At 69.2% G+C, this 19,783-nt stretch carries 14 protein-coding genes and 1 pseudogene; 10 read left to right on the top strand and 5 right to left on the bottom strand.

Annotated elements, in window-relative coordinates; all coding sequences use genetic code 11:
- Positions 1 to 888 (bottom strand): HAD family hydrolase (locus WDV06_RS12615; protein WP_395509781.1); only part of this gene is annotated, 888 nt, incomplete at its 3' end.
- Positions 889 to 1,380: 492 nt separating this feature from the next.
- On the opposite strand from WDV06_RS12615, the gene ssd reads away from it, so the two are divergent.
- The 7 genes and pseudogenes from ssd to WDV06_RS12650 all read left to right on the top strand — a co-directional run bounded on the left by ssd (position 1,381) and on the right by WDV06_RS12650 (position 10,746).
- Positions 1,381 to 2,547 (top strand): septum site-determining protein Ssd, encoded by a 1,167-nt coding sequence (gene ssd, locus WDV06_RS12620; protein WP_395509845.1) that lies wholly within the window; start codon positions 1,381 to 1,383, stop codon positions 2,545 to 2,547.
- Positions 2,544 to 3,266 (top strand): annotated as a pseudogene (locus WDV06_RS12625) (CpaF family protein); the annotation flags it as partial. The gene ssd and the pseudogene WDV06_RS12625, both read left to right, overlap by 4 nt.
- 96 nt (positions 3,267 to 3,362) lie before the next feature.
- Positions 3,363 to 4,820: a site-specific integrase gene (locus WDV06_RS12630; protein WP_395509782.1), complete on the top strand. Its 1,458-nt coding sequence runs from the start codon at positions 3,363 to 3,365 to the stop codon at positions 4,818 to 4,820.
- A complete protein-coding gene (locus tag WDV06_RS12635) occupies positions 4,820 to 6,796 on the top strand; it encodes a hypothetical protein (protein ID WP_395509783.1) in 1,977 nt (658 codons plus the stop codon). The genes WDV06_RS12630 and WDV06_RS12635 overlap by 1 nt, the downstream gene beginning before the upstream one ends.
- The gene (locus tag WDV06_RS12640; protein WP_395509784.1) at positions 6,793 to 9,165 is read left to right on the top strand and encodes a hypothetical protein; all 2,373 of its coding nucleotides are present in this window, start codon (positions 6,793 to 6,795) and stop codon (positions 9,163 to 9,165) included. The genes WDV06_RS12635 and WDV06_RS12640 overlap by 4 nt, the downstream gene beginning before the upstream one ends.
- On the top strand, positions 9,165 to 9,593 hold the full coding sequence (locus WDV06_RS12645) for a hypothetical protein (protein WP_395509785.1): 429 nt from the start codon (positions 9,165 to 9,167) through the stop codon (positions 9,591 to 9,593). Before WDV06_RS12640 ends, WDV06_RS12645 begins: the two co-directional genes overlap by 1 nt.
- 214 nt (positions 9,594 to 9,807) lie before the next feature.
- A complete protein-coding gene (locus WDV06_RS12650; RefSeq protein ID WP_395509786.1) occupies positions 9,808 to 10,746 on the top strand; it encodes a hypothetical protein in 939 nt (312 codons plus the stop codon).
- A 10-nt stretch (positions 10,747 to 10,756) separates the two neighbouring features.
- On the opposite strand, the gene WDV06_RS12655 is transcribed toward WDV06_RS12650, so the two are convergent.
- Positions 10,757 to 12,151: a sporulation protein gene (locus WDV06_RS12655; protein ID WP_395509787.1), complete on the bottom strand. Its 1,395-nt coding sequence runs from the start codon at positions 12,149 to 12,151 to the stop codon at positions 10,757 to 10,759.
- Positions 12,152 to 12,480: 329 nt separating this feature from the next.
- Between WDV06_RS12655 and WDV06_RS12660 the strand changes: the two genes are divergently transcribed.
- The 3 genes from WDV06_RS12660 to WDV06_RS12670 all read left to right on the top strand — a co-directional run bounded on the left by WDV06_RS12660 (position 12,481) and on the right by WDV06_RS12670 (position 16,104).
- Positions 12,481 to 14,247, top strand: coding sequence for an asparagine synthetase B family protein (locus WDV06_RS12660; protein ID WP_395509788.1), 1,767 nt, complete (start codon positions 12,481 to 12,483; stop codon positions 14,245 to 14,247).
- A 28-nt stretch (positions 14,248 to 14,275) separates the two neighbouring features.
- Positions 14,276 to 14,713, top strand: coding sequence for an NUDIX domain-containing protein (locus WDV06_RS12665; RefSeq protein WP_395509789.1), 438 nt, complete (start codon positions 14,276 to 14,278; stop codon positions 14,711 to 14,713).
- 71 nt (positions 14,714 to 14,784) lie between these two features.
- Positions 14,785 to 16,104 (top strand): UDP-glucose dehydrogenase family protein, encoded by a 1,320-nt coding sequence (locus tag WDV06_RS12670; protein WP_395509790.1) that lies wholly within the window; start codon positions 14,785 to 14,787, stop codon positions 16,102 to 16,104.
- A gap of 267 nt (positions 16,105 to 16,371) precedes the next feature.
- On the opposite strand, the gene WDV06_RS12675 is transcribed toward WDV06_RS12670, so the two are convergent.
- From WDV06_RS12675 to WDV06_RS12685, 3 genes are read right to left on the bottom strand one after another with little or no spacing between them, the layout of a single operon-like run.
- The gene (locus WDV06_RS12675) at positions 16,372 to 18,207 is read right to left on the bottom strand and encodes a hypothetical protein (RefSeq protein WP_395509791.1); all 1,836 of its coding nucleotides are present in this window, start codon (positions 18,205 to 18,207) and stop codon (positions 16,372 to 16,374) included.
- Positions 18,200 to 18,661, bottom strand: a complete 462-nt coding sequence (locus tag WDV06_RS12680; protein WP_395509792.1) for an ABC-three component system middle component 2 — start codon at positions 18,659 to 18,661, stop codon at positions 18,200 to 18,202. Before WDV06_RS12680 ends, WDV06_RS12675 begins: the two co-directional genes overlap by 8 nt.
- Complete coding sequence (locus WDV06_RS12685) at positions 18,658 to 19,755, bottom strand: ABC-three component system protein (RefSeq protein ID WP_395509793.1); 1,098 nt, start codon at positions 19,753 to 19,755, stop codon at positions 18,658 to 18,660. The genes WDV06_RS12680 and WDV06_RS12685 overlap by 4 nt, the downstream gene beginning before the upstream one ends.
- Positions 19,756 to 19,783: the final 28 nt, after the last annotated feature.

Below are 19,783 nucleotides of genomic sequence, written 5' to 3' on the forward strand. Positions count from 1 at the left end.
CCCTCGCCCTCCCCCCTCCAGGGCAACGGCCCCCTCGCCGTCCTGGACGGCACCGGCCACGCCCACGCCCCCCCCGGCGGGCGCCGCCCCCCCCCCCCCCCCCGCCGCGGCGACGAGCGCGGGCCGTGCGGGGACCGACAGTCCGGGCAGCCGCTGCTTGAGCCGTACCGGCTTGCTGAACACCAGTACCGGCCACTCCCGCGCGACCGCCTCCCGCCTCAGGGCCCGGTCGGGGTTGACCGCGTGCGGGTGCCCGACGGCCTCCAGCATCGGCACGTCGGTGATGGAGTCGCTGTACGCGTAGCACCGCGCGAGGTCGTAGCCCTCGGACTCGGCGAGCTCGCGCACGGCCTCCGCCTTGGTGGGCCCGTAGGCGTAGTACTCGATCTCCCCGGTGAAGCAGCCGTCCTCGCCGACCACCATGCGGGTGGCGACGACCCGGTCCGCGCCGAGCATCTCCCCGATGGGCTCGACGACTTCGGCGCCGGAGCTCGACACGATCACCACGTCACGGCCCGCGGTGTGGTGGGCCTCGATGAGGGACGCGGCCTCGTCGTAGATGATCGGGTCGATGAGGTCGTGCAGGGCCTCGGCGACGATCTCCCGCACCTGGCGCACGTTCCACCCCTTGCACAGGGCGGACAGGTACTCGCGCATCCGTTCCATCTGGTCGTGATCGGCGCCGCCGGCCAGGAAGATGAACTGGGTGTACGCGGTCCGGAGCACGGCCCGCCGGTTGATCAGGCCGCCCTGGTAGAAGGACTTGCTGAACGTCAGGGCGCTGGACTTCGCAATGACCGTCTTGTCCAGGTCGAAGAAGGCGGCGGTCCGGGGCGAGGAGTGCGGCAAGGGCTGATTTTCCACGCACCGAGCATATGCGCCCACCATTCGGCGTAAGGTGTGGCGCGTGGGTTTGCCTGAGAAGGCTCTCGGGTACACCATGGAAGTCACGGATCGTTCGCGACCGTGCTAACCCGGTCTGGCTCCTCCCCCCCCGAGTCGGACCGTGGGGACGACCCCCGCTCTCCCCCCCGGCGGGGGTCGTCGCATGTCCGGACGCGGTTCGCGTCCCACTTTCCAGGGTTGCCACGGACATCCTCCCGGCCCTTCCTCCTCGGCGGGCCCGCACGGCACAGGCCCTCACCCTCTTCGACGCGTAACGCTGTGTAGTTGTTCCGGCGCGCTGCGGAACTCACCCGCAGGGGTGGGGAAAATATTCACAAGGACCTTCTCGTCCACAGTTTTCCAGCAAGATCCACTTCTTTTTCCGGTTCCCTGCACGGTGATTCCAGCCGCGAAGTCCGCGGCGTCTGGATTTGCAGTGAGAAGGGGGCGGAGATCGTGGCTGGATCGAAGTCGTGTGAAGCGCCGGCGTCCGTGGTGGCCGGAGGGGGCGGGCTGCCCGCCCGCACCGCGGGGACCGGGCCCGGCGGCGGGCGGCCGCTGGTCATCACCGAGGACCCGCTGCTGCTCGACGACCTGCTGAGGCTGTGCGCGGCGGCGGGCGCCGAACCGCACGTGCACCACGCGGTGCCGGAGCGGGGCGGAGCGGGCGACGGGCCCGGTGGCGACGGCGGCACGGACTCCGCCGGTCCGCCCGGCGGAGTCGGCTGGGACACCGCCCCGCTGGTCCTCGTCGGGGACGACGCCGCCCGCCGGGTACGCGGGGCGCCGCGCCGGGAGGGGGTGTTCCTCGTCGGCCGGGACCTCGACGATCCCTTCGTCTGGCAGCGGGCGGTGCAGATCGGCGCCGAGGAGGTGCTGCGGCTGCCCGACGCCGAGAACCGGCTCGTCGACCGGCTCGCCGATGTCGTCGAGGGGGCCGGACGGCCCGCCCTGAGCGTCGGGGTCATCGGCGGCAGCGGCGGGGCCGGGGCCTCCACCCTCGCCTGCGCCCTCGCGCTCCGGGCCGCCCGGGGAGGGCAGCGCACCGTCCTCGTCGACGGGGACCCCCTCGGCGGCGGCATGGACGTCCTGCTCGGCGGTGAGGCGGCCGAGGGGCTGCGCTGGCCGGACTTCGCCGCCTCGCGCGGCCGGGTCGGGGCGGGCGCGCTGGAGGAGTCCCTGCCCGAGCTGCACGCGCTGCGGGTGCTGAGCTGGGACCGCGGGGACCGGGTGGTGGTCCCGCCCGCCGCGATGCGGTCGGTCGTGGCCGCCGCCCGCCGGCGGGGCGGGGTGGTCGTGGTCGACCTGCCCCGGCGGGTGGACGAGGCCGTGGCGGAGGTGCTGGCCCAGCTGGACCTCGTGCTGCTCGTGGTCCCCGGCGAACTGCGGTCGGTGGCCGCGGCCGGGCGGGTGGCAGCGGGAGTGCGGATGGTGGCCCGGGACGTCCGCGTGGTCGTACGCGGCCGCTGCCGGCAGGGGCTCGACGCCGAAGCGGTCGCCGGGCTGCTGGGAGCGCCGCTGGCCGGCGAGGTACCGGTGGAGCTGGGGCTGCCCGGTCGGGTGGCCGAGGGGGAACCGCCGGGCGCGCGGGGCGCGTTGGCCCGGTTCTGCGACGGCTTCTGGCAGCGGGCGCTCGGCCCGGCGCAGGGGGTCCCGGCATGAGCGCGGTCCTGCTGGACGCCGTACGCCGGCGGCTGGCCGAAAGCGGGGCGGAGCCCACCCCGGCCCGGGTCGCGGCGGCCCTGCGGGCGCAGGGCCGGCTGCTCGGGGACGCGGAAGTGCTGGGAGCGGCGGCCGAACTGCGGTCCGAGCTGGTCGGCGCGGGACCACTGGAGCGGCTGCTGGCGGACCCCGGGGTGACGGACGTGCTGGTGGCCGCCCCGGACCGGGTGTGGGTGGACCGGGGCGGCGGGCTGGAGCTGACGGCGGTGACCTTCCCCGACGCCGAGGCCGTGCGCAGGCTGGCCCAGCGGCTGGCCGCCGTCGCGGGGCGGCGGCTGGACGACGCCCGGCCCTGGGTGGACGCCCGGATGCCGGACGGCACCCGGCTGCACGCCGTGCTCCCGCCGGTGGCCGTCGGGTCGGCGTGCCTGTCATTGCGGGTGGTGCGGCCCAGGGCGTTCACGCTCGACGAGCTGGTCGCGGCCGGGACCCTGCCGCCGGGCGGCCAGCGGCTGCTGCGGGCGATGGTCGAGGCCCGGCTGTCCTTCCTCGTCTCCGGCGGCACGGGCACGGGCAAGACCACCCTCCTCAGCGCCCTGCTCGGCCTGGTCGGCCCCGCCGAACGGATCGTGCTGGCCGAGGACTCCGCCGAACTGCGGCCGGACCACCCCCATGTGGTGCGGCTGGAGACCCGCCCCGCGAACCAGGAGGGCGCCGGTTAGATCAATAGTTCATGGATGTCTCTCTGTCTCAGCGGTACACCAGGGGTCGCTGTTAGGTTCAAGAGATCGTTCATGTCTCAGGGTGGGGGCTTCGTGGAGTACGTCTTCGTGTCGCACCGCAAGGTGCGGCGGCACGCGGGTGCCGTGGAGGGTGTGGATCTGGACTGGGTCGAGTACGTGACCCGTGCGGGAGCGCTCAAGGAGGGGACGCCGTTCTTCCTGGGTCCGGATATGCGCCCGCTGGAGCCGTTGACCTCGTGTTTCTTCGATTTGGCCAAGCGTCTGGATGCGGGTTCGCTCGAGGACTACGCGTACGACCTGATGGACCTGGTGGGCTTCCTTGAGGCTCTGGATCCTCCTACGGACCTGCTGTCGGCCACGGAGGATGACCTCGTCGCGTACAAGAACGAGCTGATGGAGTACCGGGACGAGCCGGTGTCCGCGGCGACGTGGATGCGCCGACGAGCCGCGATCCACAACTTCTACGATTGGGCCGTCGAGGACGTGAAGCTGCTGGACCGGCGCCCGTACCACCGGCGCAAGAACGGCAAGGATGTTCTGTCCGTGTCGGTGGTCAACGATCTCGACGTCCGGCATCTGACCTATTCGCAGTGGCGGTTCTTGAAGCAGGTGGGCCTTCGCGGCCTGCTGCCCGACGAGCGGGTGGACCGGTCGTTCCGAGGGGCGGCGCCGTTGCGCAACAGCGCGGCGGCGGAGCTGGCGGTGACGACCGGGATGCGTCTGCGGGAGTTCAGTACTCTCCTCGACATCGAAGTCGGGCCACCGCGCCGGGACGGCTCGGCGGCGCTGGTGGATCTGCGGGACATGGCGAAGTACAAGCTCCCCCGCACGGTGGAGATCCAGCACGCCACCTTGCGGGAGATCGACTTCTACCGGCGCACCGAGCGGGCCAAAGTCGTGCACGCCGCAGCCCGCACGCTGCACCGCCACCGGGCCGATCTGTTCGTCGTCGACGACATCAACTCCCGGCAGGGCAAGGTGAGCGGAGTCCTGCACGGGCGCCGGCGGACCTTCACAGTCAAGGACATGGACGTGGCCACCCGCCGGATCGCGGTCATCGAGGGCGACCGGGGTCTGGAGCCGATGGCACTGTTCGTTGGTCGCGGCGGGCGCATGCTGTCCCCTCAGCGCTGGCACCAGGTCTTCGAGGACGCCCACGTGCGGGCCCTGAGGATCAGCAAGGAATACAAGCTCGAGACGGTGGTGCCGCGGGCGTTCAAGATTCACGACCTGAGGCACACGTTCGCGATCTTCATGCTCCAGTTGCTGACCGAGCTGGTCGCGGCCCAGGAAGCAGAACTACGGCGCCTGGGCGGGCACACCGTCTACCTGGCCGACCACATCAGCAAGTCGCCACAGCTGACGGTTCAGCGTTTGCTCGGCCATCGCCAGGCGACGTCGACCATGCGCTATCTGCGTTACATCCGCAAGACGAACCTGCTGGTCGCCCGGGCGATCGCGGACTGGAATGCCCAGGACACCACCTACGCCGACTATGCGGCCCGTCTGGCGCCGGGGAGGGCTGCCTGATGCCGCGCCGAGGAGAACGCAAGAGCCGGCCGCGTCCCACAGTCGCCGCGAAGCCGCCGGCTCCGCAGGAGCGAATCGCGGTCCGGGAACTGGTCTACGTCTACCGGCACCAGCGGATGGTCAGTCGGATCGACCCGGCGGACTTCCGGTGCTCGACCCTGGCGGGCCAGCTGGCCGACGCCTGGCTGGACTATCACCGCAAGGCGGGCCTGACCTCCAGCAACCAGTACGTCTCCGCGATCCGCAGCTTCCTGGCGTTCGTCGACAAGCATCTGGCCGCCGAGGGCCTTGACCCGGGCGTAGCCCGGCTGGACGGCGGATCTGTCGACCTGGCGGAGGTCATCTACCAGTGGGAGGAGGACCTCCTGCCCCGCTACAAGCCAGGCTCGAACCGGCCGAATGTGCTGGCCGGGGCATTGCTCATCCTTGTGGGCCACCGGGCGGTCCGGGACGCGAAGGTGCCCGAGCGTCTGAGGCGGCGGGCTGAAGGGCCCCCGACGTTCCGGGGCGGCACGAGCGAGCCGTTGGACGAGTTCGCCAACCACGAGCGTCTGCTCTTGCGGGACAGCGCCCAGGCGGACATCCGGGCTCTGGAGAAGCGGCTCGCTGTTGGCCGGGCCCTGCTCGCCGAGGGGCAGGACCCGCGAAGTGAGGGCTGGCGGTCGCTGCCGAACCTGGTCTGGGCGGCCCGGCACGGAGTGCTGGACATGCCGGCTCTGCTGTCTCATCTCCCGTCGCACTTCAAGTGGTGGCCGGAGCCTTTGCGGGATGTGGTGGCCGATCCGCTCTACATGGCCCGCTTCGGCGGGAAGTACGGCGTGATGACCGCGGTCAGCTGGCTGCTGTTCCCCAGCGAACTCGACCTGCAGCCGTTCCGTGTCCTGCTCCTGCTGGCCATGGGCGACGCCACTTCCGAAGAGGTGCACGATCTCGCCCTGGATGACCTGGAGTTCAGCGATGAGGGGGTCCGGGTGGTGCAGACCAAACTGCGAGCCCAGCGGATCCGGCCCCACCTGCACGGCTACGACGGGCCGCGGGTGAACGAGCGCCCGCTCGAGGAAGACGAGGCACCTGGCGAGTTGGCCTACCCGGGGACCGGGAACTGGGACGTCCCGGGTTTGCTGCGGCGCCTGATCGCGGTGAACGCCATGACGCGGGAGGCGTTCGAGACCGAGCCGTGGCTGTTCACGGCCGTCGAATCCACCGACTACCGGCGTCACATGATCGCGGGGCGGGCACTGTTCCGAGCTTCCGGACGCCGCTTCTCCGACTGGATCACCACCCATCCGGACATGGAGGGCGAACCGGCGAAGATCTCCCTGCCGCACGACGTGCGGCGCCTGCGCAAGACGTCGAAGACCACCCGGGTCGCCGCCCTGGGCGGCACCTTGAGCGACCTGGCCGGCGACGACCACCACATCGAGGTCTTCCGAGGCCACTACGCCCACGGCACGACCGCACACGTCCTCGCGGGCCGGGCCGTCAACCGGGCTCAGCGCGGGGTCTTCAGCAAGATCAAACCAGGCAAGCCCATGCTGGTCACCGAGGGGGCCGAGGCCATGCTGGCGGAGCCGGAAACGGCCGCTGAACTGGGCATTTCAGCCGAGCAGGGCAAGGCCCTGCAGCATGGCGAGCTCGACATGGGTGTCGTCAACTGCCGTGATCCCCACGATTCCCCCCACACGCCCAAGGGCAGGCTCTGCCATGTCGCGCCGGCGATGTGCATGATCTGCCCGAACGCGGTGGTGTTCACCTCGCAGCTGCCCAGGCTGCTGATGCTCGACGACCACATCGCCCACATGCGCAAGGTGCTGGCCCCGCCGGTCTGGCAGGCCACCTGGGGCGTTCAGGCAGCGGCGCTGAAGGAAGTGTTCACCGAGTGCGCGGAACAGCTTCCTGATGCCCGCCAGCAGATCGAGGAGGGCAAATTCCGCCTCGATCTGCCGCTCGGAATGCGAACGGAGTACGACCGATGACGACCGCCGCAGCTTTCCAGTCGCTGCCCTCGCAGACCATCCCCGACGGCACACCCGTCTTCGGTGGCCACCGCAACCTCATCATCGGAGCGGAGGTCCCGCTCTTCGGGCAGGCCGGGTACTGGCCCGGCGACTGCCTGCGCCGGCCGGCGAACCGGGTGAAGAGCGCCTGGCGGGCCACGTTCCCCGCGGACCCGCTCTGGAACCTGCGGACCCGTGAGATCGCCTTCGGGATGCTCAACTCCAGCCACAAGATCCTCCGGGATGCCGGTCTGTTCTTCCGGGCTGAGAACTGGGGCCTGTCGTCGGTCAGGGTGATGTGCGACAAGATGCGGCTCATCGCCGTATGGGCGGTCAAGCAGAAGATGCCGCACGATCTGGCGGCCTGGGCGGCGGACGACTGGCAGGACTACCTCGACCATCACGCTCTGACGTGCGGAACGTCGACTCTGGCCAACGATGTCCTGACCATTCGCCGCCTCCTGGAGTTCGCTCCGCTCCTGACCGGCGGGGGCCTGCTGGAGGATCCCTGGCCCGGCAAATCCGCTGCCGAGGTGGCTGACCGGACATTCCTGGGAGAGGTGACCACTCCTTCCATTCCCCCGGCGATCTGGTGGCCGCTGCTGCGGGCCGCCTGGTTCTACATCGAGGAGATGGCCCCGCAGATCCTTGAACGCCGCGACCGGCAGACCGCGGCCGTGGCCGAATCGACCGGGACGCGGCGACAGACCCATCACGCCCGGGACACCGACGCCAAGCTCGCCGCCTGGGTGCAGGAACCCGCCTCCTTGGTACCGGTCCACGCCAGGGACTTCCGCGGATACCCGGCGGGCACCGTGATGTGGTCGACGCTGAGCCTGTGGCTGACAGACGGCATCAGCCAGGGCGTGTTCAAGGCCGGCCGGGACTCCGAGCGCCACCAGATGAGGCGCACGATGGTCCAACGGCTGGTCGACGCCGGCCGTGTCCGACCCGTCACAGCCAAGGATGGTCGGGCTGCCCTCGGTGACATCGCCCACCCCGCACGTGGCCGCAACCGGCGGCCCGACGAGCTCGACGTCCAGGTCCGGCAGTGGTTGGCCGATCCTGCGAACCGCATCCCGGTCCGCAGGGAGAACAGCCCCCACGGGCCGGCCGGCGAGCCGGTCTGGCTGAACCTGGAAAGCCGGGTGTTCGGCACGGTGACCAGGGCGAACGTCTTCACGAGCGGCACTGCCCGCACGCGTCAGCGACAGCAGTGGGTCCGTGAGGCGATCAGCGAGGACCGCACCGACTACATCGAGGACGGCGACCTCGAGCACGCCCTGCGGATGGTCCGGGCGGCCTGCTACATCTTCATCGCCGCACTGACCCTCATGCGTGACAGCGAACTACAGGAGATCGAACGCAACTCCGTTGTTCAGCACTTTGGCTCTCCGGCGCTGGCCTCGCGGAAGATCAAGCACGACGAGTCCCGGCCCCGCCTCAAGTGGTGGATCATCGAGCCAGTCGCACAGGCGGTGGCGGTCGCCGAACGCCTGTCATGGCACGACAGCCATATCTTCGCCACCCTGGCCCCGCCCAGCGGGTTCCTGCCGGAAGGAACCCGCGGCCGGGCCGGGTTCGAAGCCTTCCGCGACATCGACTTCTTCATCGAGAACATCAACAGGACGCTGGACCGGACCGGCCTGGAAGCCATCCCCGAGGGGCTGGTGAGGCCGCACATGTTCCGCAAGACCATGGCGATCATCACCGCCCAGCAGCCCGACGGCGAGATCGCGCTCGGAATCCAGCTCAAGCACGCCGCCCGGCGGGCCCTGGCCAACCAGGTCACCGCCGGCTACGGCCGGATCGACGAGAACTGGCGCAAGGAGTTCGACAACCAGCTCGAGCTGGCCGCGGCCCGCAAGCTCGTCGAGCTCCTCAAAGCACGCCGGCAGGGTGAGCCGGTCGCTATCGGCCCCGGCGCCGCCCGGCTGCACGCCGGTCTGGACAAGGTCATCACGGCCATGGACAGCGACCCGCATCTCCAGGCTCAGATCGCGGACGAGCGGATGCAGGTCAGCCTGCTGCGGGATGAGTTCGCCCAGCTGCACTTCGGGACGGTCAACCACTGTCTGTGGCAGGCGTCGACCGCCGAGTGCCAGAACCAGCTGCCGGCCGAGCAACGGGGCAAGCAGCCCCTGCTGGGTGCCTGCCAGCCCGGAAAGTGCCGCAACTCCGTGCTGACCTTGAAGAATGCTCCCTACTGGATCGCTGAAGAAGGTGATCTGAGGGACACGCTGCGACGCGAACGGCTCTCCCCACCGCGACGTGAGTCCATCGAGATTCGTCTCGCCGAGGTGCAGTCGATCACCGCACAATTCGCCACCCTGGAAGGAGGCCTCTGATGCCGGTATCCGCAGCGACCGCCACCAAGATCCGCGAGGCCATGGCCCGGCTGCTGGCCGGGGAGCCCCTGCACACCAACGGCGCCTTGACGAAGGAGAACCTCGCCCGCGAGGCCCAGGTCAGCCATGCCACCATCCACCGGGCCGAGGACATCCTTGTCGAGTGGGACGCCAAGGTCGCCCGCCCGGTCCTGCGAAGCCCGGGCGAAGTCCAACGGGATGAGGAGATTGCGAAGCTCCGCCGACAGCTTCGCGAGTCAAAGGCCGAACTCACTCAACTTCAGGGCAAGTTCGATGCCCTCGCAGCGGTAACGGCGAACCTCTACCACGAGAACTTCGCGCTGAAGAGGAAGCTCGGCACCAGCCGACGCCTGGCCTCGCTCCCGGCTCCCGCCGCGGAGCCCGGTCCCGTTCGAACAGACGGCTGAGCACATAAGTCCGTACGCGACGAGCGGGTTTCATGAGTACGTTCCCCCTCCTCGAGGAGGGGGAACGGCTGCCTCAGGCCGCGATCTGGAGTTCGGTGCGGGTGCGGTCGATGACCTCGCGGAGAGCTGGCTCGCGGCACCAGGCGGCTCACGGACGTAGAAGTTGGGGCCAGCTTTGACTGACGGACTGGAAACGACTTTGAAGGGGATTGGCGTGGCACAGGACCTTGATCCATGGCGGCTGTTCTCCGCCAGCCCCCAGGAGGAGTCGGCGTTCCGACTCCTGAGTGCCCACCTCACGGCGCAGGGGCAGCATGTGGCACTCCGGGGAAAGCCGGATGACGAGAGGGCCCGCTACGAGGCTCTGTTCGAGGTCGACGCGGGGGTCCTCACTGTGGATGCGCATCTCTCAGTGGATGGAATGGACTGGTTCGTGGACCACACGATGGTGCCGCTGCCCGGAAGCACCTGGATTCCGTCAGCAATGCGGGTGGCCTCAGAAACCCTCAACCGCCTCCTTGTGCGCGCGGTGCTACTGAGCCCGACAGGCGGACTCCTAGTCACGGTCACCCCGCAGCAGGGGAAGGTCAAGGAACGCAACCGCTACTTCGCCCGCGTAGTCGCACTGGCCGAGCAGGCCGCACGCTCGGGACAACCAGTCTTCGATACCGAGGATCCCCGCTTCGATCCGATCTCGGCCTACCCAGTCGCGGAACCCTGGACGCCGACGGACCCATCCCAGCCGGTCATGCTGTCGTTCGCTCTGCCCGAACCTCTGCAAGTGCGCCATCGACTCACCCCACAAGGCTGGGTGCATGACCTCGGCCCAGCAGGCGACGCGCTCGCTCGACCCCTCCACGAAAAGTTGACCGATCACAAGGAGAAGACTGGCGGCCATGGCCAGTTGCGTCGCGCTGCCGAACTCGGTCTGAGAACCGGGCTTGTGCTCGACGCGAGGGTCGGCTGGCAGCCCCCGGCCCTGCACACAGAAAACAGCCCGCCGAGGAGGCCGTCTCCGGCCATTGCGCCGCTCCATCCGGACGTGGCCAGACACCTGATGAGGGAGGCCACCTCTCTCTATCCGGGAGTGTTGAAACGGGCCTGGCTAGTGAACGCCGACGACACCGTGCACGAGGTCTATGCCGGTGTGTGACCAGCCCGTATTACGGGGCAATCTGGAGTTCGGTGCGGGTGCGGTGGATGAACTCGCGGACCGCCGGCTCGCGCCGCCAGGGGGCGAGGGCGGTGTTGAACTCGCGGACGTAGTCCTTGGCCCGGGAGGACTGGACGCGGGCGAGGATGTCCACGGACCGGTTGCCCAGGTCCAGGCCCTGGTCCAGGTCGCGGGCCTGGAGGTGGGCGGTCCCCACGATCGCCAGCCTCATTCCGACCGAGCGGGTGAACACCCCGGACGGCATCGCGGCGGCCCGCTGGTTCCAGGCCAGGGCCGCCTTCGGATTCTTCAGGTCCCGGAAGACCTCGGCAGCGTCCGCCGACAGCCTCGCGTGGTGATAGAAGTCGATCCAGGCGGGCTCTGAGCCGCTGGCCGTGTCCGCCTGACCCAGGAGGTCCTCGGAGGCCGCCAAGGCCCGCGAGGCGGCCCTGGCGTCCCTCTCGCGGGCATGGGCACGCGCCTCGATGAGCTTGGTGAACGCCAGGACACGCGGGGCGGCCTGGCCCTTGGCCCGCTCGAAGGCTCCCTGGGCCATATCGACGGCCTCGGAGCCGAAGCCCCGCAGCAGCGACTGCATGGCCATGGTGGTCAGGACATAGCAGCCGAGCTGAACGTCCCCGCCCGCGCGGGCCAGGCGGAGGGCCTGGATGAAGTGCCGCTGGGCGACGTCGTGCTGGCCCACGTCGAAGGCCGTCCACCCGGCCAGGCGGGACAGCTCGGAGGTGACGGAGAACAGGTCGCGGCCGACTGCGTCGGTGAAGGATCCCCGCAGCAGCGGGGCGGCCCGTTCCTGGAGGCAGACGGTGACGGAGTTGGCCTTCCAGTTCCCGCCGCCGTATTTGGAGTCCCAGCGGCGGGCCTCGTCGGCCGCGTCCCGGAGTTCTTCCAGGTCGGCCCGGCCGACCTGCTTCTTGCCGCCGGCGACGTCGGCCGCCTCGTCGGCGGGGGTGACCAGCCAGCGGGTCACGGGGGTGGTGAACGCGGAGACGGCGAAGCCGGATCCGGTTAAGAAGTCGCGGCGGTTCACGAAGCTCCAGAACGAGGTGGCCACTCGGACCGCATCAGCACGGTCCCGCGGGAAATCCAACCCCACATCGGCGTCCGGTGTCTCCGCATCGCCCATACCGATTTCGCCAAGGGCCACCGGTCGGCCGAGCCGTTCGGAGATCGCCTGGGCGAGGAACGTGGGCACCGGCCACTTGGGGATCATGCCCCGCTGGCACCAGTTCGCGATGGAGGTATGCGAGTAGTCCGTCTCCAGCCCGGCCTGCTGGGCGAGCTGGTTGACCCGCAGGGCCAGAGACTTGTGGCTGGCGCCGCAGGTCTCGATGAGCCGGTCCAGGTCCGCGTTCGGCGGACGCTTCCGGCGGCTGGTCGACGCCACCCGAATCCCCTCTTCCACCAGGTCAGCAACGCTGTTGCTGACGAGGAAACGCCACGGGGCCGGATGCTCGACAGGGCATTTCCGGTCGGCGCACTCCGGCTGGGCACGGGAAGTCGCACTCTCTTCCCGCGTCTTGAGGCACTGAGGGTATTGCCCTGCGGACCCTGGGTGAACCTGCTTTGCGAGTTGTGAGCCCCCCTGCGAGCCCTGCCAGGCATGCGGGCCCGGCGGGTGTGATGAGGGCACAGGCCGCCGCCGGGACGCCAGGAAGGGGCTCCCGGCGGCGACCGCCGTCAGGCACCACGACTTCACGCTCGGGGGTGAACCAGATGTGCGGAATCGCAGGACTGGCCGGAGGCGACGCTCTCCGGCACGAGAAGACCGTCGCCGCGATGGGCGACTCGCAGCACTACCGCGGCCCGGACGGCACCATGCACGCCGCCGCCCGCGACGGGCGGGCGGTGCTGGCCATGAACACCCTCCTGATCGTCGACCCGCAGGCCATGCCCGGCCCCTACCTGGACCGTGACACCGGACTCCTGCTGGCCTTCAACGGGGAGATCTACAACTGGCGGCAGCAGGCCGCCGCCTGGGGCATCAAGATCAGCGAGCGGGAGTCGGACGCCCACTTCCTGCTGCGGGCCTGGGCCAAGATCGGCCCGTCCTGCCTGGACGGCCTGGACGGCATGTTCGCCATCTCCATCTATGACCCCCGCACCGCGAAGCTGTTCCTGGCCCGCGACCGGCTCGGGGAGAAGCCGCTCTACTGGCGGCTGGACGGCGGCCGGCTCGCGTTCGCCTCCGAGGTCACCACCCTGACCGGCTACGGACCGGCCCCGCTGGTCTTACGGCCCGAGGTCACCGCGATCGAGACCCCCGTCGGGGTCGACACCCCGTTCCAGGGCATCCAGCTGCTTGCCCCGGCCACCCTGCTGTCCTTCGACGTCACCACCGGCTCCATCGACCAGATGACCTGGTGGCACCTGGAGGACCGGGCCCCGTTCACCGGCACCTACGACGAGGCCCTGGCGAAGTTCTCCACGATCCTGGCCGAGCAGATCCCGCTCAGGTCCCCGGCCTGCGACTTTGCCCTCCTCCTCTCCGGCGGGCTGGACTCGGCCGTGCTGGCCTACCTGATGCGGCCCCCCGTCTGCGTCACGGTCCGCTACCCGGGCCAGGACCGCCTGGACGAGTCCTCCACCGCCGCGATCATCGCCCGGGACATCGGGGCCGAGCTGGTGGTGGTCGAGCCCGACCACGCCGACTTCACCCAGGCCCTGCCCCACATGATGCGGGCCCTGGACTACCCCATGGGGAACGCGTCCACGTTCTCCGAGCACATGGCCTATCGCAAGATCGCCGACCTCGGCCTTCGCGTCGTGATCGGCGGACTCGGGCCGGACGAGTTCCTGATGGGCTACGTCCGCCAGGCCCTGGTCCTCTTCGGACCCGACGCCGTCCTGAACGCCGGCCTGGAGGCATACCGCCCGCTGGCCGCCAAGCTCATGCACACCGCCGGCGAACCCCTCGACCCGGCGGAGGCCGTCACCAGGCTGATCCTCCGCGGCCCCGACCCCGACGGCCGCCTCCGCGACCTCGTCGCCGACGCGATGGCCCGCGCGGGCGGGGACCTGGCCCGCAGCCTGACGCTGGCGGACCTGGCCACGGCCTGGCGGCCGCTGGTGATGACCAGCGACAAGCTCGCCTCCGCCTACGCGCTCGAACGCCGGTCCCCCTACCTGGCCCGCGACCTGGTCGAGCTTTCCTACCGCCTGCCGGCCGACTACAAGATCACCGACCCGGCCCAGGGCAAGCGGATCCTCCGAGACGCCGGCAAGGCCCTCGGCCTGCCCCGCGAGGTCTGGGCCAGCCGCGACAAGCTCGGCTTCGCCTCCCCAGTCCCGACCTGGCTCAACGACAACCTTGCGGCCTGGGCCGACAGCCAGATCCGGATGGCTCTGACCGACGCCCCGACGGGCTTCCGCCCCCTCCTCGAGGGGGGTTTGACCCACGGCAGCCGGTTCGACCGCACCCGGATGCAGGCCCTCATGGCAGCCGCCTGGTTTTCTGACCAGACGGTGAGGGCTGCCGCATGATCTCCAACCGCCTTACTACGGTGAGGGGATGCACTCCGAGAACACCCCCACCGAGGAGTCGGCCCCCGCCCGCGGAGCCGTCGCGATCATCACCAACCGCCGCGGCGAACTCCTCCTCCACCTCCGCGATGACCTCCCCGAGATCGCTTGGCCCGCCCACTGGTCCGTCCTGGGCGGCGGCTGCGACCCCGGGGAATCCCCCGCCGACGCCATCGTCCGCGAGCTCGACGAAGAAGCGGGTCTGACCGTCGAGAACCTGACCGAGCTGTTCGAGATCACCGACCAGCGCGGCTCCGGTCAGATCATCACCTTCTTCTTCGGCTCCTGGGACGGCGACGAGACGGACCTGCTTCTCGCCGAGGGCGTCAAGCTCCAGTTCTTCGCCCCCGACTACCTCGACATCCTCACGATCCCACCGTTCATCCGGGACGGGATCTACCGCTGCCTGGCCGCCCGGCCCTCCTGACCACCCCGCCCTTCTGGGCGGGGCAACGGTGGGGCCGCCCACGGCAGCCCCACCCGAAGGGACACCCGCTCATGAAACTGACCGTCATCGGATGCGGCTACCTCGGTGCCACCCACGCGGCCTGCATGGCCGAACTCGGCCATGAGGTCCTGGGCATGGACTCCGACATCGACAAGGTCCACACCCTCAACTCCGGTCGGGCCCCGTTCTTCGAACGCGACCTGGACGGGCTCCTCGCCAAGCACACCGCGTCAGGCCGGCTCCGCTTCACCGCCTCCTACGGCGAGGCCGCCGACTTCGCCGACCTGCACTTCATCGGCGTCGGCACCCCGAACCAGCCCGGCACCGACGCCTACGACCTCACCCACCTCTTCGACGCCGTCCGTCGCCTGGCCCCCGGTCTGACGACCCCGGCCGTCGTCGCGGTCAAGTCCACCGTCCCGGTCGGCACCGCACCCCGCGTCGCTGACATCCTGCGCGAGTACGCCCCCGCAGGGGACCTCGTGGAGGTCGCCTGGAACCCCGAGTTCCTCCGCGAGTCCTTCGCGGTCGACGACACCCTCCGCCCCGACCGCCTCGTCCTCGGCTTCAACACCACCCACTCTTGGGCCGAGGCCCTGCTGCGGCAGGCCTTCGAGAAGATCATCGAGTCGGGGACTCCCACGATCGTCACCGACTGGGCCACCGCCGAGCTCGCCAAGGGCGCCGCGAACTCCTTCCTCGGCACCAAGATCTCCTTCATCAACGCGATGGCCGAGGTCTGCGAAGCCTCCGGAGCCAACGTCGCCGAGCTCGCCGACATCCTCGGCCACGATCACCGCATCGGCCGCCACGGCATGCGGCCCGGCCTCGGCTTCGGCGGCGGCTGCCTGCCCAAGGACCTCGCCGGCTTCGTCACCCGCGCCGACGAACTCAACGCCGGCCAGGCCGTCGGCATCCTCCGCGAAGCCGCCGCCGTCAACGCCCGCCGTCGGCAGCGCGTCATCGACCTCACCCGCGAAGAACTCGGAGGCGACCTGCGCGGGAAGCGGATCACCGTCTGGGGCGCCGCCTTCAAACCCGAGACCGACGACATCCGCGACTCGCCCGCCCTCGCCGTCGCCCAGGCCCTCCACGACCTCGGCGCCACCGTCACCGTCACCGACCCCAAGGCACTCGACAACGCCCGAAAGCTCCACCCCGAACTCGACTACGTCGAAGACCCCATCGCCGCCGTCGACGACGCGGACCTCCTCCTCCACCTCACCGAGTGGCACCACTTCACCACGATCGACCCCAAGCGACTCGCCACCCGCACCACCAGCCCCAAGGTCATCGACGCCCGCGGCACCCTCAATACCGACCAGTGGCGCGAAGCCGGATGGATGCCCCGAACGCTCGGCCGCCGCTGAGCCCCTCACCACCACGGGGCCGTGACCAGGCATTCGCGCTGGTCACGGCCCCGTGTTCGTCATTCGCCGCAGGCCGACAGGGGCGGAAGGGGCTGAATTCCAGGCAAAGCCGAGAAACCGGCGTGGCAAGGACCGAGAAGGTGCCCGCCTACGGCCATCTCAGGTAACTCGAAGACAAGACGTCCCCTACCGACTGGTCGGGTGCCCCAAGCCCTCGGCCACCCCTGAACCTGACCATGCCCTGGTCAGGCCCCCTCTGGCCCGTAGCTAACGCATGGACGCGGGGAAGAAGCCCGCTCTGCCGCCGCTTACCGTTCCAGTGAAGTGGTAGGTGACGGCTTCGGAGAGCACCTTGGTGGGAGGGTCGCCGTTTTCCATGATGATGGCCTGGCCGGGGAAGGACAGCATGTCCTTGTAGAACCGGTCCACGACGGTGGAGGTCAGCTCCACATCGTCGATGTCGTCGGGTTCCGGGTCGCGGAAGGTGACCACAGGTGAGTCCAAGACGACGAAGCCGAGATGGTGCAAGTCCCGGTCCATGCAGAAGCGAGCCAGCGCGGTCGTGAACGCCGAGTGCAGGACCGAGCGCATCCCCTTGCCGCGTTCTATCCGCTTGCGGCCGCCCGCACGGATCTCGGCGTAGTACTGGTCGTATTCGGCGTGGTCAGCCGCCGGTACCTGCCAGGCGTTGAGGGTCTGCTGGAGGATGGAGTCGAAGGCTCCCACCGTGGCGGTCGGGATGTGCTGGGTCGGGCGTGTAGTGACAACGGCCCCCTCACCGACCAGGCGGGATTTCTTGTCGTCGAGCTCCGCGATGCGGGCCTGCAGCTCCAGTTCCCGCTCGACGATGGAGCGCTCCTCGACCAGCTCTTCGACATTGGAGCGCAGCGCGGCGATGCCGCCTTCCAGGTCGGCGATGATCTGGTCCCACACGCCGATGTCGGACTGCGCCTCCACCCGGCGGCTGATCAGAGCTGTCTGCTCGCCGTCAAGGTCGGCGATGGTGGGCAGTAGGTCGGCAAGCAGCGCGGTCGTCTTAGCTGCCTCTGCCTGGACGGCGATGTGAAGCTGGGTGGTTTCCTCCACCCGGTGGTTGGCCTGCTGGTGCTCGCGTTCGGCGCCGCAGAACGGGCATGTGCCGACCTTGAAGTATCCGAGGATGCTGCCGGCTTCGTTGACCATGGCCAGCCGTTCCAGGTCCGAGCGGTACTGGGCCTCCAACAGCTTGAAGCGGCCCAGCAGGTCACTGACCTCGGTCAGCCGCTCATCTAGGGCGGCCAGTTCCCGGGCGGTTTCCATGCGGGAGTCGACCGCTTCGCGGTGGGATTCGTTGACCTGGCGCAGTGGTGCGGACTGCTCGTCCAGCGCGGTGCGGATCCGGATGAGCCGGTCGCGGAGCTGGCGCTCGTTCTCCTGCGTAACGAGCTTGGCCGACAGGTCGAGGACAAGCTGATCCAACAGTTGTACCTGGCCCTTGTGGACACGGCGTTGCCCGGCATTGAGGCCGGTGTCTACGGCTGGGTCCCCCTCTCCGGTGACTAGGAATCGCATGACGGATAGCTCCGCGGTTCGCGTGCTGGCGGTCCCGGTACGTAGCACCGGCGGGACGTCGCCGATCATGCGCTTCTCGGTGACTAGCGACAGGTGCAGCAAATCGGACAGCGCGAGGGGGCGGGTACCGCCAGCTTCATTCTTGCGGATCAGGACCTCGTCCAAGCCGAGCGCGCGCAGAAGATGGATGGAGAGGCTGTTGCGGCTGCGAGCGTTGTGGACCGCTGTAACCGACGCATCCGGCGTGGCCATCACAAGATCACGCAGATCCGCGTGGTAGAGGAAAATGCTGTTGCTGTCAGGGGCTCGCACTAGCGTCAGCGGGCTGCCATCCGGCATGAGCAGACCCAAAAGGATCTGTGTGTAGCCGTCGCCTTCGGGGACCATCGCCAGGTCGGCGCCGCCCAGCATGTACTCGATCGATTTCACGATGAACGACTTGCCGGTGTCGGAGGTGCCGTAGATGACGGTCAGCTCCGGGCCGAAGACGATCTGCGCCGGTGGGAGATTGGCTCCGCAGTAGGTGAGATGGGTCAGCTGCAGTTCACTCACGGCGGCCCTCGAATGGCGCGGATGCGGACAGGGAGCCACTGATGAGTTCCGCAGTGGCCTGTCTTACGTCGGTGTCGGGAGCCCAGTGGTGCACGGCCCACTCGGCGCGCTCCCGCAGCCGGCCCACGTAGGGGGCCTCAAGGATGTCGACGAAAGCGGGCCCGCGTTCAGTGGCTCGGTACACCAGTCCCGTCTCGTCGGCCTCGACTCCGGCGAGCCCGGCACGAATGAGGACCAGCAGAGCTTGTTCCAGCACGGTGCGCTTCATGCCCAGCTCACCGGAGTGCCCGGGCAAGGAAGGATGCAGGGAGGGAGGGCCGTCGAGGTCGCCGCTGTGGAGGACGGCGTGGTCAAGGAGGGCCAGCTGTGCCAGGTCGAGGGGCTCGGGGTGGATCTCCGCCAGGAGCACCAGGGCTCGCACGCTGATCTCCAGCGGGCTATTGAGCGGGTTCACGCGGCTCCTCCTTCCTCACACCATTTCAGTCGGCCTTCGTTCGCCAGGTGATGGCATACCCCCTTGCGGTCCAGGGGCCTCACGTACCGGGCGAGAACTGTCTCCGTCAGCGCCATGACACCGGCGGCCTCCAGGACGGCCTGCAGGCGGTCCCAGCCGAGTTCGAAGCGCTTGTCGCGCACCTCTACCGCAATCGAGTGGACGTCGTCCATGACCGCGTTGAAGTGTCCGTCGGGGTAAGCGTCCCGGGCGAAGCGCCGCAACGACTCTGCGCTGTAGAACGCCTCGCGCTGTCGACGCATGTGATCACCGGCTACAGGATGCTGCGCGATCAGTTCCAGAGTGTCGGCGTCAGCCTTCCACCGCTCGGCGTAGACCCGCACCAGCTGCTGAACGTAGCGGGCCTCCTCGGGATCATGCTCGTCCGGAGGCAGCATGACGGCGGGGCGATCGCGCTGTACGTCGGGGAACCGCGTGACCCATTGCGGGGTGGTCTTGTGCTGCTCAAGCATCTGATCCATGTCGACTGGCACGAACATCGCAAAGTCTGTCTGCTCGGCCAGCTGGGCCACTGCCTGCTGCTGATCGGCCGTCAGCCGGGTGATGATCTCATCATTCGTGTCGGTCAGTTCCGCAAGGAACTTCTTACGAGTCTGAGCCGGCTTCGCCAGCGCATCGCGCAGACCGCGGGCGAACGCCGGCGCGACGAAGACGTACTGGGTGGGAAGGACGAAATGCCCAAGCACCACACCGGCGAACATCTTGCGGATCTCACCCGCGGCAGTACTCCAGTTCAAGGCGTTCTTGTAGCGCTTGCACTGGTAGTTGTCCCACGGCCCCTCCAGACCCTGCGTGCTGCGGAACGCGGCCACGTCGATGCCGTGGTCTCCGCTGCCGCCCTGGCGCTCCACCCGCACATACGCGGATTGAAGAGCCGGGACCCACTCCTTGACGAACTCCTCGAACTCGTCCGGGTCGTACCCGAAGACGAGCGCCTTGGGGCTCGGCATGTACGGAAACTGCATCCCCGGACCCTTGAGCACCAGCGGCGGTGCGGCAGGACCGCTTTGTGGCGCCAGGGGTTGATCCGACACGTTCCCCCCTCGTGCAGCCCGGTCGGTC

Origin of the sequence: Streptomyces racemochromogenes, assembly GCF_044129415.1 — a bacterium.
Lineage (GTDB): Bacteria > Actinomycetota > Actinomycetes > Streptomycetales > Streptomycetaceae > Streptomyces > Streptomyces racemochromogenes_A.

Bases quoted from the DNA above. Each gene is read 5' to 3' on its own strand.
- WDV06_RS12635 (WP_395509783.1), top strand. From the start codon at position 4,820: ATGCCGCGCCGAGGAGAACGCAAGAGCCGGCCGCGTCCCACAGTCGCC.
- WDV06_RS12640 (WP_395509784.1), top strand. From the start codon at position 6,793: ATGACGACCGCCGCAGCTTTCCAGTCGCTGCCCTCGCAGACCATCCCC.
- WDV06_RS12645 (WP_395509785.1), top strand. From the start codon at position 9,165: ATGCCGGTATCCGCAGCGACCGCCACCAAGATCCGCGAGGCCATGGCC.
- WDV06_RS12660 (WP_395509788.1), top strand. From the start codon at position 12,481: ATGTGCGGAATCGCAGGACTGGCCGGAGGCGACGCTCTCCGGCACGAG.
- WDV06_RS12665 (WP_395509789.1), top strand. From the start codon at position 14,276: ATGCACTCCGAGAACACCCCCACCGAGGAGTCGGCCCCCGCCCGCGGA.
- WDV06_RS12670 (WP_395509790.1), top strand. From the start codon at position 14,785: ATGAAACTGACCGTCATCGGATGCGGCTACCTCGGTGCCACCCACGCG.